The sequence below is a fragment of the Agromyces mediolanus genome (assembly GCF_023715325.1).
Taxonomy (GTDB): Bacteria; Actinomycetota; Actinomycetes; order Actinomycetales; family Microbacteriaceae; genus Agromyces; species Agromyces mediolanus_A.
In genome coordinates this window covers 385,803-401,481 of the sequence record NZ_JAMBNX010000001.1, presented here as the reverse complement: position 1 = coordinate 401,481, position 15,679 = coordinate 385,803, and the positions used below count along the sequence as shown (strand labels likewise).

General features: G+C 70.3%; 15 protein-coding genes. 3 read left to right on the top strand and 12 right to left on the bottom strand.

What is annotated here, in order from left to right; genetic code table 11:
• Window positions 1–18: 18 nt before the first annotated feature.
• The 10 genes from M3147_RS01880 to M3147_RS01835 form a co-directional block, all read right to left on the bottom strand.
• Window positions 19–2,565: a heavy metal translocating P-type ATPase gene (locus M3147_RS01880; protein ID WP_150447129.1), complete on the bottom strand. Its 2,547-nt coding sequence runs from the start codon at window positions 2,563–2,565 to the stop codon at window positions 19–21.
• Window positions 2,562–5,015 (bottom strand): phosphoketolase family protein, encoded by a 2,454-nt coding sequence (locus M3147_RS01875; protein WP_150447128.1) that lies wholly within the window; start codon window positions 5,013–5,015, stop codon window positions 2,562–2,564. Before M3147_RS01875 ends, M3147_RS01880 begins: the two co-directional genes overlap by 4 nt.
• Before the next feature lie 58 nt (window positions 5,016–5,073).
• Window positions 5,074–5,931 (bottom strand): F510_1955 family glycosylhydrolase, encoded by an 858-nt coding sequence (locus tag M3147_RS01870; protein ID WP_251201789.1) that lies wholly within the window; start codon window positions 5,929–5,931, stop codon window positions 5,074–5,076.
• A gap of 194 nt (window positions 5,932–6,125) precedes the next feature.
• The gene (locus tag M3147_RS01865) at window positions 6,126–6,761 is read right to left on the bottom strand and encodes a DUF305 domain-containing protein (RefSeq protein ID WP_036302052.1); all 636 of its coding nucleotides are present in this window, start codon (window positions 6,759–6,761) and stop codon (window positions 6,126–6,128) included.
• A 105-nt stretch (window positions 6,762–6,866) separates the two neighbouring features.
• The gene (locus tag M3147_RS01860; protein ID WP_251201788.1) at window positions 6,867–7,358 is read right to left on the bottom strand and encodes a DUF6153 family protein; all 492 of its coding nucleotides are present in this window, start codon (window positions 7,356–7,358) and stop codon (window positions 6,867–6,869) included.
• A 154-nt stretch (window positions 7,359–7,512) separates the two neighbouring features.
• Entirely contained in the window at window positions 7,513–8,094 is a 582-nt protein-coding gene (locus tag M3147_RS01855; protein ID WP_021065011.1) for a hypothetical protein, read from the bottom strand.
• 29 nt (window positions 8,095–8,123) lie between these two features.
• Window positions 8,124–8,387 carry a YHS domain-containing protein gene (locus tag M3147_RS01850; protein ID WP_021010667.1) on the bottom strand — a complete coding sequence of 88 codons (264 nt, stop codon included), beginning with the start codon at window positions 8,385–8,387 and terminating at the stop codon, window positions 8,124–8,126.
• A 21-nt stretch (window positions 8,388–8,408) separates the two neighbouring features.
• The gene (locus M3147_RS01845; protein WP_021065010.1) at window positions 8,409–10,688 is read right to left on the bottom strand and encodes a heavy metal translocating P-type ATPase; all 2,280 of its coding nucleotides are present in this window, start codon (window positions 10,686–10,688) and stop codon (window positions 8,409–8,411) included.
• Window positions 10,685–11,038, bottom strand: a complete 354-nt coding sequence (locus tag M3147_RS01840) for a heavy-metal-associated domain-containing protein (RefSeq protein WP_150447125.1) — start codon at window positions 11,036–11,038, stop codon at window positions 10,685–10,687. The genes M3147_RS01845 and M3147_RS01840 overlap by 4 nt, the downstream gene beginning before the upstream one ends.
• A 46-nt stretch (window positions 11,039–11,084) precedes the next feature.
• Complete coding sequence (locus M3147_RS01835) at window positions 11,085–11,369, bottom strand: metal-sensitive transcriptional regulator (protein ID WP_036297866.1); 285 nt, start codon at window positions 11,367–11,369, stop codon at window positions 11,085–11,087.
• 95 nt (window positions 11,370–11,464) lie between these two features.
• Between M3147_RS01835 and M3147_RS01830 the strand changes: the two genes are divergently transcribed.
• Both M3147_RS01830 and M3147_RS01825 read left to right on the top strand, forming a co-directional pair.
• Entirely contained in the window at window positions 11,465–11,986 is a 522-nt protein-coding gene (locus tag M3147_RS01830) for an AAA family ATPase (protein WP_021010663.1), read from the top strand.
• Window positions 11,987–12,099: 113 nt separating this feature from the next.
• Window positions 12,100–12,588 (top strand): hypothetical protein, encoded by a 489-nt coding sequence (locus M3147_RS01825; protein ID WP_081766238.1) that lies wholly within the window; start codon window positions 12,100–12,102, stop codon window positions 12,586–12,588.
• Here M3147_RS01825 and M3147_RS01820 read toward each other — a convergent pair.
• Window positions 12,578–13,699 (bottom strand): acetate/propionate family kinase, encoded by a 1,122-nt coding sequence (locus M3147_RS01820; protein ID WP_251201787.1) that lies wholly within the window; start codon window positions 13,697–13,699, stop codon window positions 12,578–12,580. The two genes, M3147_RS01825 and M3147_RS01820, sit on opposite strands and share 11 nt — an antisense overlap.
• Before the next feature lie 132 nt (window positions 13,700–13,831).
• Here M3147_RS01820 and M3147_RS01815 point away from each other — a divergent pair, with 132 nt between their 5' ends.
• On the top strand, window positions 13,832–14,167 hold the full coding sequence (locus M3147_RS01815; protein ID WP_439954174.1) for a cytochrome c biogenesis CcdA family protein: 336 nt from the start codon (window positions 13,832–13,834) through the stop codon (window positions 14,165–14,167).
• Between the two features lie 577 nt (window positions 14,168–14,744).
• Here the strand turns inward: M3147_RS01815 and M3147_RS01810 are convergent.
• A complete protein-coding gene (locus M3147_RS01810; protein WP_251201786.1) occupies window positions 14,745–15,671 on the bottom strand; it encodes a DNA cytosine methyltransferase in 927 nt (308 codons plus the stop codon).
• Window positions 15,672–15,679: the final 8 nt, after the last annotated feature.

Sequence of the window (15,679 nt, the reverse complement as noted above, 5' to 3'; positions counted from 1 at the left end):
GCGGCGCCTCGCGTCCGGTCATGAGGCGCCGCCGGGCGTCGACGCCGGGGCGAGGCTGCTCGCCTCTGCCGGGGCCGCGGGGGCCTGCTGGGCGGGCAGCCGGAGCCGCTTGAGCAGGAGCGCGTTGACGGCGACGATCACGCTGGAGCCGGACATGCTGATGGCGGCGATCTCGGGGGTGAGCATGATCCCGAACGCGGGGTAGAACACGCCGGCGGCGATGGGCAGCGCGATGGCGTTGTAGCCGATGGCCCAGCCGAGGTTCTGCCGCATCTTCCGCAGCGTGCCCTTCCCGATCTTCAGCGCGATCGCGACATCGAGCGGGTCGGAGCGCATCAGGACGACGTCTGCGGTCTCGATGGCGACGTCGGTGCCGGCGCCGATCGCGATGCCGAGGTCCGCCTGGGCGAGGGCGGGGGCGTCGTTGACGCCGTCGCCGACCATCGCGACCTTCTTGCCGGATGCCTGGAGCTCGGCGATCTTGGCGGACTTGTCCTCGGGGAGCACGTCGGCGATCACGGTGTCGATGCCCAGCAGCGAGGCGATGCGCTCGGCGGTGGGCTTGTTGTCGCCGGTGAGCATCGCCACCTCGATGCCCTGCTCGTGGAGTGCGTCGATCGCGGCTTTCGCGGTGTCGCGGGGGGCGTCGGCGAGGGCGATCACGCCGGCGATCTGCCCGTCGACGGCGAACATGATCGCGGTGCGGCCGCCGTCTGCGAGGGCCTGCTGCTGCGAGACGACCGGGCCGGTGTCGATGCCCTGCGCGGCCATCAGCCGGGCGTTGCCGAGCACCACCTGCTTTCCGTCGACGGTGGCGATCGCGCCCTGCCCGGTGACGTTGCGGAACGCGGACGCGGTGCGACGCGGGATGTTCCGGCTCTCGGCGTATGTGACGATCGCCTTGGCCAGCGGGTGCTCCGACTCCCGCTCGAGCGCCGCGGCGAGGGCGAGTAGCTCGAGGTCGTCCATGCCGATGGGGATGTAGTCGGTGACCTCGGGCTCGCCCTTGGTGAGAGTGCCGGTCTTGTCCAGCACGACGGTGTCGATATGCGCGGCGGTCTCGATGCCGGTGGCGTTCTTGAACAGGACACCACGCTTGGCGCCCAGGCCGGTGCCGACCATGATCGCGGTCGGGGTGGCGAGCCCGAGGGCGTCGGGGCAGGTGATAACGACGACGGTGATCGCGAACAGGATCGCCATCGGCACATCCGCCCCGGCGAGGAACCACACCAGGAAGGTCAGAGTGCCTCCGACGAGGGCGAGCAGGACGAGCCAGAACGCGGCCCGGTCGGCGAGACGCTGCCCAGGGGCCTTGGAGTTCTGCGCCTCCTGCACCAGCTTCACGATCTGCGCCAGCGCCGTGTCGGCGCCAACCTTCGTGGCGCGCACCCGGAGGGTGCCGACGGTATTCACGGTCGCGCCGATCACCTCCGAGCCGGGCGCCTTCTCGACCGGCATGGACTCGCCAGTGACCATCGACTCGTCGATCTCGGACTCGCCGTCCTCGACGACGCCGTCGGTGGGGACCTTCGCGCCGGGGCGGATGAGCATGAGGTCCCCGGGGACGACCTCGGAGGTGGGGATTTCGACCTCCTCGCCGTCGCGGAGGACGACCGCGCGGGCGGGAGCGAGCTCCAGCAGCCGTCGGATGGCGTCGTTCGCGCCGCCCCTGGCGCGCATCTCGACCCAGTGGCCGAGGAGCACGAAGGTGGCCAGCACGGTCGCCGCCTCGTAGAAGACCTCGCCGCCGCCGGTGAGGGTGATGATCAGGCTGTAGATCCAGCCGGCGCCGACGCCGACCGCGACCAGCACCATCATGTCGAGGGTGCGGGCCCGCAGGGCTCGGTAGGCGCCGTCGAAGAAGATCCAGGCCGAGTAGAAGATCACCGGCAGCGACACGATCAGCATGAACACGTCGTCGCGCAGCCCGAACGGGGCCGGCACTTCGAAGCCGATCACCTCCCGGCCGATCGGGGACCAGAGGGTGATCGGGATCGACAGGATCAACGCGACCAGGAACCGGTTGCGCATGTCCCGGATCATCGCGTCCATCGACATGCCGCCGTGATGCCCGCCGTGGCCCATCACATCCTGCGCGCTGCGGCCGGCCGGCTGAGCCCCGTGATCGTGTCCGCCCTCGGTGGCCGGAGCGTGACCGGCATGCGCGCCGGCGTCCATGGCGGAGTGGTCCGCGTGGTCCGCTGCCGGGTGCGGGTGCGGGTGCTCGTGCCCCGCCGGGGTGTCATGACCGGTGGAGACCGCGCGTCCCTCGTGCTCGGCGTGGTCGTGGTGGTCGGCGTGCTCGTGAGGTTCGTGGGCGGGGTCGCAGATGTGGTCCGGGACGGACTGCCCGGCGCAGTGGTAGCCGCATTCGATCACCCACTTCTGCAGGTGCGCGACCGAGGTGGTCTGCGGGTCGTAGGTGACGGTCGCGGTCTGGGAGACCGGGTTCGCGTCGACGGACAGGACGCCCGGCTGGCGGGCGAGGTGGGCTTCGGTGACGTTCTTGGAGGTCGCGCGGATCATGCCGCTGACCTGCAGGGTCACGGTCTTGGTGTCGGTCATCGGATTTCCTTCGCGGTGGAGGGGCGGTTCAGGTCGGTGTCGGGGTGGGGCCAGCGCCAGTCGGCGACGGCGGGGATGTCGGTGCCGTGCTCGCGGGTGTGGGCGCGGGCGCGCAGGCGGGCGTCGACGAGTTCCTGCCGCAGCTGCGCGTGTGTCGCAGCAAGGCCCGGGACGTGGTCGAGGACGTCGATCGCGAGCCGGTAGCGGTCGAGGTCGTTGAGCATGACCATGTCGAACGGGGTCGTGGTGGTGCCCTTCTCCACGAAGCCGTGCACGTGCAGGTTCTGGTGCCCGGCGCGCTTGTAGGCGAGCCGGTGGATCAGCCACGGGTAGCCGTGGTACGCGAAGATCACCGGCTTGTCGGGGGTGAAGATCGCGTCGAACTCCCCGTCCGGCAGCCCGTGCGGATGCTGGTCCTCGGACTGCAGACGGGTCAGGTCGACCACGTTCACGACCCGCACGGACAGGCCCGGGATGTGCTCGCGCAGCAGCGCGGCCGCGGCGAGGACCTCCAGGGTGGGCACGTCGCCGGCGGCGGCGAGCACCACGTCCGGCTCGCTCCCCTCCGTCTCGGTGCCCGCCCACGGCAGGATGCCGAGACCCCGGGTGCAGTGCTCGATCGCCTCATCCATCGTCAGCCACTGCGGGGCGGGCTGCTTTCCGGCGACGACGACGTTGATGTATCCGGTGGAACGCAGGCAGTGATCGTACGTGGACAGGAGCGTGTTCGCGTCGAAGGGGAGGTAGACCCGCACGACGTCGGGGCTCTTGTTCAGAGCGAGGTCGATGAACCCGGGATCCTGGTGGCTGAACCCGTTGTGGTCCTGCCGCCAGACGTGGCTGGAGAGCAGGTAGTTGAAGCTCGGCACCGGTTCCCGCCAGGGCACCTCGCGGGCCGCTTCGAGCCATTTGGCGTGCTGGTTGAACATCGAGTCGACGATGTGGGTGAACGCCTCGTAGCAGTTGAACAGACCGTGCCGGCCGGTCAGGACGTACCCTTCCAGCCACCCCTGGCACTGGTGCTCGCTGAGCACTTCCATGACCCGCCCGGTCGGGGCCAGATGCTCGTCCACCGGCAGCACGGTCGCGTTCCACTGCTTGCCGGTGGCCTCGAACACGGGCGGGGCGAGCCGGTTGGAGGCGGTCTCGTCGGGGCCGAAGATGCGGAAGTTGTCCGGGTTGTGCCGGATCACGTCGGCGAGCCATTCGCCGAGCACCCGGGTCGCCTCCCCGGTTTCCGCGCCTCGCGCCTCGGGGTCGACCGGGTGGGCGTGGTCCCGGAAATCGCCCAGGCGCAGCGGGACGGTCAGCTGCCCGCCGTTCGCGACCGGGCTCGCGCTCATCCGCCGCACTCCCGCCGGGGCGACCGCGACCGTGGCGGGGAACGGGGCGCCGTCGGCGTCGAAGAGCTCGTCGGGCCGGTAGGAGGCCAGCCAGTCCTGGAGGATCTGCAGGTGCTCGGGGGTGTCGCGGACCTCGGCGAGCGGCACCTGGTGGGACCGCCAGGTGCCCTCCACGGGGAGCCCGTCGATCACCGGCGGGCAGGTCCAGCCTTTCGGGCTGCGCAGCACGATCGCTGGCCACGCAGGCCGGCCCTCCAGGGTGCCGGCCGCCGCGGCGGTCTTGATGTCCGCGATCCGGTCCAGCACCTCGTCCAGCACGCCGGCGAACCGGGCGTGGGACTCCCGCGGGTCCTCGCCGTCGAAGCCGACGGTGACCACGAACGGCTCGTGGCCGTAGCCGCGCAGCAGCGCGACCAGCTCGTCCTCGGGGATGCGGGACAGCACCGTCGGGTTGGCGATCTTGTACCCGTTCAGGTGCAGGATCGGCAGCACCACCCCGTCCGCGGCGGGGTTGAGGAACTTGTTGCCGTGCCACGCGGTCGCCAACGGCCCGGTCTCCGCCTCCCCGTCGCCGATCACACAGGCGACCAGCAGATCCGGGTTGTCGAACGCGGCGCCATAGGCGTGGACAAGGGAATAGCCGAGCTCGCCGCCCTCGTTGATCGACCCCGGCGTGTCCGGGGACGCGTGCGAGGGGATGCCGCCGGGAAAGGAGAACTGCCGGAACAGCGCCCGCAGTCCCTCCTCGGTGCGGTCGATCCGCGGGTACAGCTCCGTGTACGTGCCGTCCAGGTAGGCGTTGGCGACCATGCCCGGCCCGCCGTGCCCCGGCCCGGTCACGTACAGGGTGTTCAGGTCCCGATCGGTGATCGCCCGGTTGAGGTGGGCGTACAGGAAGTTCAGGCCCGGGGTGGTGCCCCAGTGCCCCAGCAGCCGCGGCTTGATGTGCTCCGCGGTGAGCGGGTCGCGCAGCAGCGGGTTGTCGAGCAGGTAGATCTGCCCGATGCTCAGGTAGTTCGCCGCCCGCCACCACGCATCCACCTCCTCCAGTCGGTCCAGGGTGACGTCGGTGGTGCGGTGGGCCCAACGGGCCGCTGCGGTGCTCATGGTAGGACTCCTCGCGGTTCGCGGCCGAGGCCGCCGAATGTGGTCATGGTGATAGCGGTCATTGTGCGGTCCCTGTCGGGAGGACGACGGTGGTCTCGGTGCCGTGGATCCAGACGACGCCGCGGTCGTCGACGAGCACGACCGCCCCATCTGCGTTCCCGAGCGCCTGGACGGTGCCCGTGGCGGCACCGACGCTGTCCCAGGATCCGGTGCCGGTGAGTCGCCAGAGGGTGCCGTCGGTGTCGACGCCGACCAGCCCGCCCGTGGAGTCCGCCTCCACCAGGTAGAGCGGCGGCGCATCCGCGACGAGGTCGAAGGTGGCGCCCGCATCCCGGCTCTCCCGCAGGCCCTGCCGCGTCGCGGCGTAGAGGGTGCCGTCGGTGGTGACGGTCAGGTCGGCGGCGGGGAGCTCGGCGCCGTCGATCCAGGTGGTCCCGCCGTCGGTGCTGGTGCGGATGGTGATCGAGCTGGACCCGATCCCGTGGATCGCACGGTCTCCGGCGGTGAGGACGTGGAAGTCCTCCTGCCCGGTAAACGCGACCGGCTCCCAGGTGGTCCCGGCGTCGGTGCTTCGGATGAGTCCCAGGTTGTGCTCGCCGAGCTCCGCCGGGGTGTTCGGTCCGGGGTGCCCGGAGGCGTAGAGGACGTCGCCGTCGGCGGTCAGGCCCATCGCGTCGAAGTCCGCGCCTCCCAGGGGGCCGGAGATGTCGCCGGTGTCGGTGAGGGTGTAGAGGCCGATGTGGGTGCCCAGCAGCACGGTGCTCCCGCCGAGGTCGACGATGCCGTGCACATGACCGAGACCCGTGTCCGGGGCGGGTGCCGAGATGGCGGTCGGCGTGGAGGTGCAGCCGGTCAGCAGCAGGCCCGCGGCAGCGGCGACGGCAGCGGCCGTGATCGTGGTGGCGTTGCTGCTCATGCGATCGCCTGGATGAAGAGCAGTCGCCGCGGACAGGATGATCAGGGCGAGGATGATGCCCACGAAGCACGCGGCCAGAGTCCGGGAAGTCATGATGGGCCTTTCGACGGGCCGGCGCTGTCGGTCAGGACGGATGCGCCGGGCCTCGGGCGGGGCCAGGTCAGGGGTGGTCGGCCCCGCCCGAGGGGTTCGGGTCAGAGGGTGGCGAGGATGTCCTGCATGGTGGTGATCTCGGCGGTCTGTCCGTCGATGATCTGCTGGGCGAGCGCGGCCACGTCCGGGTTCTCGCCGTTGTTCAGCACCATCTGGGCCATGGTGACGGCGCCCTGGTGGTGGCCGACCATGCCCTCGAGGAACAGCCGGGTCGCCTCGACCCCGGTGGCGGCGTCCAGGGCGGCCATGTCGTCGTCGGACATCATCCCGTCGCCGTGGTCCATGCCGCCCATCCCGCCCATCCCGCCCATGTCGGACATGGAGTCGTCGTAGGGGATTCCCCAGTCCTCGAGCCAGCCCTTCATGGTCTGGATCTCGGGGCCTTGGGCGGCTTTGATCTGCTCGGCGAGGGTCACGACCCGCTCGTCGATGCCGTCCTTGGCCAGGATCTGATCGGCCATCTCGATGGCCTGTTCGTGGTGCGGGATCATCATCGTGACGAACATCTCGTCAGCGGAGTTGAACGATGCCTGCTCGGAGGGGGCGGGGGTGCCGCTGGTCATGCCGCCGGGGCCGTGGTCCATGCCGGGCATGGATCCGTCGGTGGGCGCGCAGCCGGCGAGCACGAGCGCCGCGGCGAGCGCGGCGGTGCTCAGCGCGAGAATGCGGAAACGCATGGGTGGGTGTCCTTGTCTAGTCAGTCGAATGGTGAGTTGATTCCCGAGCCGTATGCGGGCACGGCGCAGCATCTCCCGGCACAGCGGCGACGGGAGGGCGGGGAATCAGGTTCGACTGATCGACAGGACGATGAGGGAAGGTGGTCGGGGGTGCGGTAACGCGGTGAGCACATTCCGCCCGTGCAGGCGTAGCAGGGCGAGGACGGTGCCCAGGCGGGCCAGCAGCGCCGGGGCGAGCAGCACGATGGTGGCGGCCAGCAGCGCCAGCAAGCACGCCATCATCAGCATCGAATGGTCCGGCATTCCGCCCGAGCTGTCGCAGTCGCCCTCGCAGTGCCCGCCCGAAGCCTCGGTGCCTGTCCCGATGGTGTTCTCGAGCATGCTCCCGGTCGCGACGGTGCCGCCCAGGTCAGAGTCGGGCGCGGCATGGGCGGCTTCGGAGGCCGCTGCGGGGGTGTCGGCGTGCCCGCTGGTGAGCGTGCCGGTGAGGGTGTGCATGGCCAGCAGGCCGGCGATCAGCAGGAGCGCGGTCGCGAAGGTCAGCAGCAGCCGGTGCAGCCCGGATGGGGCGTGCACCAGGGTTCGGATGTGGTTCACCGCCGACCTCCTTCCCGCGTCCAGCGTACCCCGGTGTGCCTGGATCCCCGTCGGCGCCGATCGGGCGCACGGCGGTCCTGCCCAGCCTGGTCGCCCGACCGATGCCTGGCCAGGGGCGATGGTCCCGGATGGGGACCGGTGCGCGGCAACCGGCTCATCGGCGGCCCGTTCCGGCACGGTGGGCCTTCTCCATCAGAGCCAGCAGCCCGAGGGTGTCGTCCTTGATCTGGGTGCGACCGACGACGGCCCAGTTGCGGGCGAGGTGATCGCGGAGATAGTCGAGGATGTGCTCGAGGGGGACGGTGTGCCAGGAGCCGGACCGATGGGGGCGGGCGGTGTTGCCGAACGCGACCGTGCGGATCAGGTGGCCCTCCGGGGCGAGGACCTGCCCGGCCGTCAGCAGCTCCTGGACGAGGGCGGGCGCGTCGGCGGGGGTGCAGCAGCCGAACCGGGCGAACGCGGCCTCCAGCACCGCGGGGTCGCGCATCGCGGGGTTCAGCTTCGGGGCGCCCTCCTTGACCTCGCCGACGATCATGTCCGGCGCCCCGGGGCGGGCGCCGAGGGCCGGGTCGGGGTCGTCGCCGGGGATGTGGTGCAGTCGGATCGCGAGGATGTCCAGGTCGGTGACGGTGCGCGGCCCGTCCGGACCGGTCGCGTCCAGCACCGGGTACTCGGCGACGGTGAAGTACCCGTTCACCCGCAGGTAGGCCTGCACCAGACCGACCGCTGTATCCATCCCGCGCCCCCTTTCCCTGCCGTCGTGGGTCAGGCGGCGTTGGCGTAGCGGGCGGGGTCGCCGTCGAACAGCGGCCCGCACTCGGGGCAGCAGAACCAGTACCGCGCGCCTTCGTAGTCACGGAACAGGCCGCGCTTCTCTGCCCACGCCGGGTCGACCTGATTGCCGGGCATGACCGGGCAGGTGACGAGGTTGGTCGCCCCGGCCGGGGGCTCATGGTGATGGTGCTCGTGGGATCCGTGATCGTGCGCGGCGTGCTCGTGGCCGGTGTGGTGCTCGTGGTCGTGCGTCATGGCGGTCTCCTTGCGTGGGTGTCAGGCGTGGACGGGGGTGGTGTCGCGGCTGGGCGTCAGGACGGTGGGCGTCGGGGCGGGCAGGAGGCGGAAGCGGCGCAGTCGGAGGCTGTTGGTGACGACGAACACGCTGCTGAACGCCATCGCGGCGGCGGCGAGGATGGGGTTGAGCAGGGCGAGCATCGCGACCGGGATCGCGGCGACGTTGTACGCGAACGCCCAGAACAGGTTGCCCTTGATGGTGCCCAGGGTGCGGCGGGCGAGCCGGATCGCGTCCGGGACCAGGAGCAGGTCGCCGGAGACGATGGTCAGGTCCGCGGCGGTGATGGCCGCGTCGGTGCCGGTGCCCATTGCGATGCCGAGGTCCGCTTGGGCGAGGGCGGCGGCGTCGTTCACGCCGTCGCCGACCATCGCGACCACCCGTCCGGATGCCTGCAGCTCGCGGATGGTGTCGAGTTTGCCCTGCGGGGTGACTCCGGCGCGGACGTCCTCGATGCCGGCGTCGTCGGCGATGGTGCGGGCGGCGCCGGGGTTGTCGCCGGTGAGCAGGATCGGGGTCAGCCCGAGCCCGCGCAGTCGGGCGATGGCCTCACGGCTGGTGGGCTTGATGGTGTCGGCGACGCTGATCGCGCCGCGCGCCTGCCCGTCCCACGCCACGACGGTCACGGTGGCGCCCGCGGCCTCGTCGGCCGTGATCGTCGCGGCGAGCTCGTCGGGGATCGCGATCGCCCATTGCCCGGTGATCCAGGTGGCGCGGCCGGCGGCGACCATGCGGCCGTCGACGATGCCCTGCACGCCTTGACCGGCCTCGGCGGCGAATGACTCCACGGCATCCGTCGGGCCGTCGGCTGCGGCGGTGATGGCGCGGCCGATGGGGTGCTCGGAGCCGTGCTCGAGCGCCGCGGCGAACCGGATCAGCTCCGCCTCATCGGTGCCGGGAGCGGGGTGGATGCCGGTGACGGTCATGGTGCCGGCGGTGATGGTGCCGGTCTTGTCGAGCACGACGGTGTCGATGCGGCGGGTCTGCTCGAGCACCTGGGGTCCGCGGATGAGGATGCCCAGCTGGGCGCCGCGGCCGGTGCCGACCAGCAGAGCGGTCGGCGTCGCCAGCCCCAGCGCGCACGGGCAGGCGATGATCAGGGTGGTCACCGCGGCGGTGAAGGCGACCTCCAAGGGCGCCCCCGCGATCAGCCACCCGGCGAACGCGGCCAGGGCGAGGACAATGACGATGGGGACGAAGACGGCCGACACCCGGTCGGCGAGGCGCTGCACCTGGGCCTTGCCGGTCTGCGCCTCCTCGACCAGCCGCGCCATCCGGGCCAGCTCGGTGTCGGCGCCGACGCGGGTGATCTGCACGAGCAGGCGCCCGCCGGTGTTCACAGTCGCGCCGACCACGCGGGAGCCGGGGGCGACTTCGACCGGCACGGACTCGCCGGTCAGCATCGACTCGTCCACCGCGGACATTCCCTCGGTGACGAGGCCGTCGGCGGGGATCTTCTCACCCGGCCGCACCACCACGACATCACCCGGAACGAGCTGTGCGACGGGGACACGCTGCTCAGTGCCTTCGCGGAGGATCACTGCGTCCTTGGCGCCGAGCTCCAGCAGGGCGCGCAGGGCCTCGCCGGACTGCCGCTTGGCACGAACCTCGAGGTAGCGGCCGAGGAGGATGAACACGGTCACCAGCGCGGCGACCTCCAGGTACACCTCGTGGCCACCGGCCTGCGGGGTGCCGACGAAGGTGACGCTCATCCGCATTCCCGGCATCCCCGCACCGCCGAAGAACAGCGCGTACAGCGACCAGCCGAACGCGGCCAGCACCCCGACGCTGATCAGAGTGTCCATCGTCGCCGCCCCGTGCCGGGCATTGATCGCCGCGGCGCGGTGGAACGGCCACGCCCCCCACACCACCACCGGCGCGGCCAGGGTGAGCGTGAGCCACTGCCAGTAGGTGAACTGCAGGGCGGGGATCATCGACAGCACCGCGACCGGCACCGCCAGCACCGCCGAGACGATCAGCCGCTGCCGCAGCGACGCCAGCTCATCGTCCCGCGGGATGGTCTGCTCAGCCGTGTCGGGCACAGGCGGGGCTGGGAGGCTCGCTCCGTACCCCGCCTGCTCGACCGCCGCGATCAGCTCCTCCACCGGCACCGGGGCCTCCGAGTGCACGCGGGCCTTCTCGGTGGCGAAGTTGACCGTCGCCTCCACCCCGGGCAGCTTGTTCAGCTTCCGCTCGACCCGCGTCGCGCACGACGCGCAGGTCATCCCGGTGATGTCGAGATCGACGTCCAGCGTGCTCATGAGGCTGCGGCGAGGCTGTACCCGGCCTCCTCGACCGCCTCCCGCACCCGCTCCGCGTCCACCGGGGCGGTGCTGGACACGGTCACCGTGGACACGCCGCCGGCGTGCAGGTCGACCTCGACGCCGGAGACCCCGTCGATCGCGGAGACCTCCTCGGTGACGCTCCGCACGCAGTGCGAGCACGTCATCCCCTCCACCAGGAACTGCGCCGACACCTCGCCCGATGCCGGTTGCGCCGTCGCGGAGGCGGTGGTGTTGGCCGTGGCGGCGTGGGAGGTGGGGGCGCAACAGGCGCAGCCAACGCCGTTCGTCGCCTGCAGGCCGAGGTCCTGGAATCCTTGTCCGGTCATGTTGTGCTCCTTTCGTGAGCGTGTCGATGCGTGTGGTGTGAACGTTCTAGGAGCGGACCAGCCGCGCGATCGCGGCGTTCGCCTCGCGGAGCTTCTCCTCCGCGATCGGGCCGCCCTGCGCGGTCGCCTGCGCGACGCAATGCCCGAGATGGTCCTCCAGCAGCGTCAGCGCGACCGACTCCAGCGCCTTCGTCGCCGCCGAGACCTGGGTCAGGATGTCGATGCAGTACACGTCCTCGTCGACCATCCGCGCGATCCCGCGCACCTGCCCCTCCGCCCGACGCAACCGCGCCAGCAGCGCCTGCTTGTCATCCACGTATCCGTGTGCCATCTCAGCCACCTCCGACGTCGATCGGATACCCTATAGCGGTATAAGGTACTTCGTGAAGAGGATATTCCCGGAGCGGGCAGAGCGAAAGGGCGAACGTGACCAACTGGTACGTCATCACCGGCGGGCCCAGCTCGGGCAAGACCACCACCGTGAACCTGCTGCGGGACCGCGGCTACACCACCACCATCGAGCATGCCCGGCACTATCTCGACCTGCAGCGCATCGCCGGCCGCACCGTCGAGGAGGTCCGGGCGAAGCAGCGGCAGTTCCAGCGCGGCGTCCTGGACATGCAGCTCGCGGAGGAAGCTGCCCTCGACCCGGACGCCACCGTGTTCCTCGACCGGGCCGTCCCCGACTCCCTCGCCTACTACCGCTTCCTCGATCTCGAGCCCGACCCCGCCCTGCTCACCGCGCTCGAGCACGTCGACTACCGCACGACGTTCATCCTCGACCTGCTGCCCCTGGCCGCCGACTACGCCCGCACCGAGGACACCGCCGCCCAGCAGCGCATCCACGAACTGCTGACCCAGGTGTACGAAGCGCTGCCCTTGCCGGTCGTGCGGGTTCCGGTCCTCAGCGCCGACGAGCGGGTGCAGTTCATCCTGGACCGGCTCTGACCGCTCTCGCCCGATCGGGATGTCCTGTGCAACGCTTGGGGCCCAGGGCACATCTCACCGGCACAGGTCCAGGCGAGAACGCGCCCCACGGTCGAACAGGACGGATGTCTCGGATGCCCACTCAGGAACGTCTCCGGAAGGACCTGCTAGGCGGCGCTCTCACGACCGCGCTCGGCGTCTTCACCCTCGGGATCGGGGTCTACTTCCTGTTCCTTCGACCCTCCCTCCTGCCAGAAGACATCCGGCATACGGGTATCGACGCCGCCACGCTGCCAGTGGCATTCGTGGACTGGCTCGGGATCGTCTTCTCGACCTGGGGCGGCTTCATCGCGGGGTTCGGGATCGTGCTGCTGGGCATCGGCGCGTCCCTGCTGTCCCGCCGCACGCTGTGGCTCTACCTCGGCACGGCGGCCGGGGTGCTCGTCGCCTTCGGACGCTTCGTCATCAGCAACATCCTGATCGGCTCGGACTTCCTGTGGTTCATCGCGACCATGTTCGTGCTGGCACTGGTGCTCGCAACCGTCCTCGTCTTGAACGTCATCCGACGGCATCGGACGAACGAGACCGCCTCCTCCGACGTCGACCGAACCGCTAGACGCTGACCGCTGCGAGCGACTGCCGGGCGATCTCGAGCCCCTCGTCCGTGGGAACGATCAGCACGGCGACCGGTGAGCTCGGGTCCGAGATCGCTCGCGCCCCGTCGGCCCTCGCCTCGTTGCGTGCCGGGTCGATCAGGATGCCCAGGCCCGCCATGCCGGAGACCACCGCCGCGCGCGTCGCGGCGGCGTTCTCGCCGACGCCGCCGGTGAAGACGATCGCGTCCGCTCCGCCGAGCTGGGCGAGGTAGGCGCCGAGATAGTGGCGCAGCCGGGGATGGTAGACGTCGAGCGCAGCGGCGGCGCTCGCATCCCCAGCGGCGGCCGCGGCATGGATGTCGCGCATGTCCTCGGTGCCGGCCAGCGCCCGCAGGCCGCTCTCGCGCGTGAGCAGCGCCTCCAGCCGATCCCATGCTACGCCGGCGCGGCCGAGCGCGAGGAGCACCCCCGGATCCAGGTCCCCGGCGCGAGTGCCCATCACGAGCCCCTCCAGCGGCGTCATGCCCATCGAGGTTTCCACCGAGCGGCCGCCGGCCACTGCGCAAGCGGATGCCCCGTTGCCCGGGTGGAAGATGATCAGCCGAAGCTCCGACAGCGCGCGCCCGAGCAGTTCGGCAGTGCGGGCGGAGACGTGCTGGTAGGAGATGCCGTGGAAGCCGTATCGGCGGATCTGATGTCGCTGGACGAGGTCTGCGGGAAGCGCATACGATGCCGACGCAGCCGGCAGGGTGCGGTGGAACGCGGTGTCGAACACCGCGACGTTCGGGATGTCCGGGAAGGCGGCGCGCGCAGCGCGGATGCCGGTCAGGTTGACCGGGTTGTGCAACGGAGCCAGGGTGGCGAGCTCGTCGATCTGATGTTCAACCTCGTCAGTAATCAGCGCAGCCGCTGCGAATCGGTCGCCGCCGTGCACGACGCGGTGGCCGATGACCGCGATGCGCTCGTGCTCCAGTCCGGCCAGCAGCGTGCTGATCACGGCGCCGTGCTCACGCCCATCCGCACCGGCGTGGCCGAGCCGCTCCACGACGCCGCCCCGGATCGTCGTGCCCGTTTCCCCGTCGACCAGTCTCCACTTGACCGAGGATGAGCCCGCATTGAGGACGAAAACGACCGTCATCCGCGACCTCCCGAAGGCTCCACCACCGTAGTCGTCGGATTCTATGGTCTCCACCGCACCGACTTCCGGCCTGCAGCACAGCGCACCGCGAAACTCGGCATCAGACCCTCAACCGGCCTGGCCGGCGCACCTATGCTGGGCATCGCCTTCGGCCTCGGTTGGACGCCCTGTCTCGGCCCCACGCTCGCTGCGATCTCCGCACTCAGCCTCAGCGCCGCATCGGCACCACGGGGCGCACTGCTCGCCACCGTGTACTGTGTCGGCCTCGGCCTGCCGTTCCTGGCCCTCGCCGCCGGGCTGGGATGGGCGACCACAGCGACCGCGTTCCTGCGCCGGCACATCCGCGCGATCAACATCGCCAGCGGCGTCGCAATGATCGGAATCGGCATCTTCCTGATCAGCGGGCTGTGGACAATGCTCGTCTACTCGCTCCAAGGACTCATCAGCGGGACGGTCTTGCCGATCTAGCTCATCACTAACTCGAGCCCTGTAGGCCGTCGCCGAACCAGAAGCTGGGTCAGGCGCCGTCGGACGGAAGAGGACGGCGTATCCAGGCCGAGTAAAATGCGGCTGGTTTGACGAGCTGGAATCGCCAGTGCGCCTTTTCCTCGCGGTCGAATCCTGGGGCACTCATCCCAACCGCTCCCCGCGGTTCCGCATGAACGAGATCGGGTCGACGACTCAATCTTCTGGCCGAGCAGATGGTGGATTGATCGCCCGGGCGCGCGACTCTGCGACGACATCGGCGAGAAGCACAAGCAGCAAGGGCAAGGGCAAGAAAGAGCTAGGCCTTGAAGGCCTCAAGATCCGCTGCGATGGAAAGCCGTGAAGCGTATGGGATGAGCAAGAGGCGCCAACTACATGGTGATGCCCCGACGTAAGGCGTCGAGGGCTCGGATCGCTTGGCGTGGTAGGACGCCGTTGCCGAGTGCGGTGAGCTGCTCGCTGCCAGTCAACTCGAGATCGGGGTCTGTGACCCAACCGTCAGGCAGACCCATGAGCCATTCCACGAATCGCGGCGCAGGGCGAGGCTGACCGCCGTCATTCAGGAGGGCCGGCGAGGGGGCAGTCCGTCCGGTGAAGTATTCCCACCGTCGGATGGCTCCGGCGTAGTGTCCCCACCGTCGAACAGCTGCTCGATCAGCGGCCACAGCCCGGCCGTCTCCTTGCCCTTCCAGGATCGGGGTCCGTTCTGCGCCAGGTCGATGATCTGATGCGAGAGGGCGATCGTGCCGCGTCGGGCTCGGACCTGTTCCAGGGTCTCCCCGCCACGGGCGACGTCCGAGGCGAGCGGGGTGCGGAAGAGTGCGCCGGGCGAGGATGAAGATCCGAAATCGGGTGTGGGTTGCGCCGACGTGGGAAGCGGGTAGGCCAAGCCAGCGAGCGTCGTACCGGAGGTCGGCCAGATCGCCGAGTACGGCTCCAAGTGCCCGTAGAGGTCGGGCTGATGTGTCTCCCAGATTCCACGGGTCGGGTTCCATTGCGCGAAGGGCAGAGCGTTCGGCGGGGTTGCGAACTCGAGGGCTGCGGAGAGGGGGTTGCTTTCATCGGGGTCGTCCTTTGGTTCGGGGCGTCGAGCGGTGGCCGAGAGCAGGCCACGGACGTTCTCGGCGACGACCCACTCGGGTTGCAGCACGTCGATCGCAGTCGCCATCTGCGCCCAGAGGCCAGAGAGGGTGCCGGGGGCGAGGCCGGCGCGTTTGCCGACAGTGGAGACGTCCTGGCAAGGGAAACCTCCGCACAGCACGTCGACCGGCTCGGCCTGCCGCCAGTCGATCTGGGTGATGTCACCGAGGTTGGGGACGCCGGGCCAGTGATGCGCGAAGACGCGCGCCGGGGCGGGGTTGAGCTCGGAGAACCACACCGAGCGCCCGCCGAAGACGTGCTCGACAGCGAGGTCGAGGCCGCCGTAGCCGGAGAACAGCGATCCGATCCGCAGCGGTGCGGCCGGGGCGGTGGCTGTGTCGAGCATCGCGGTTC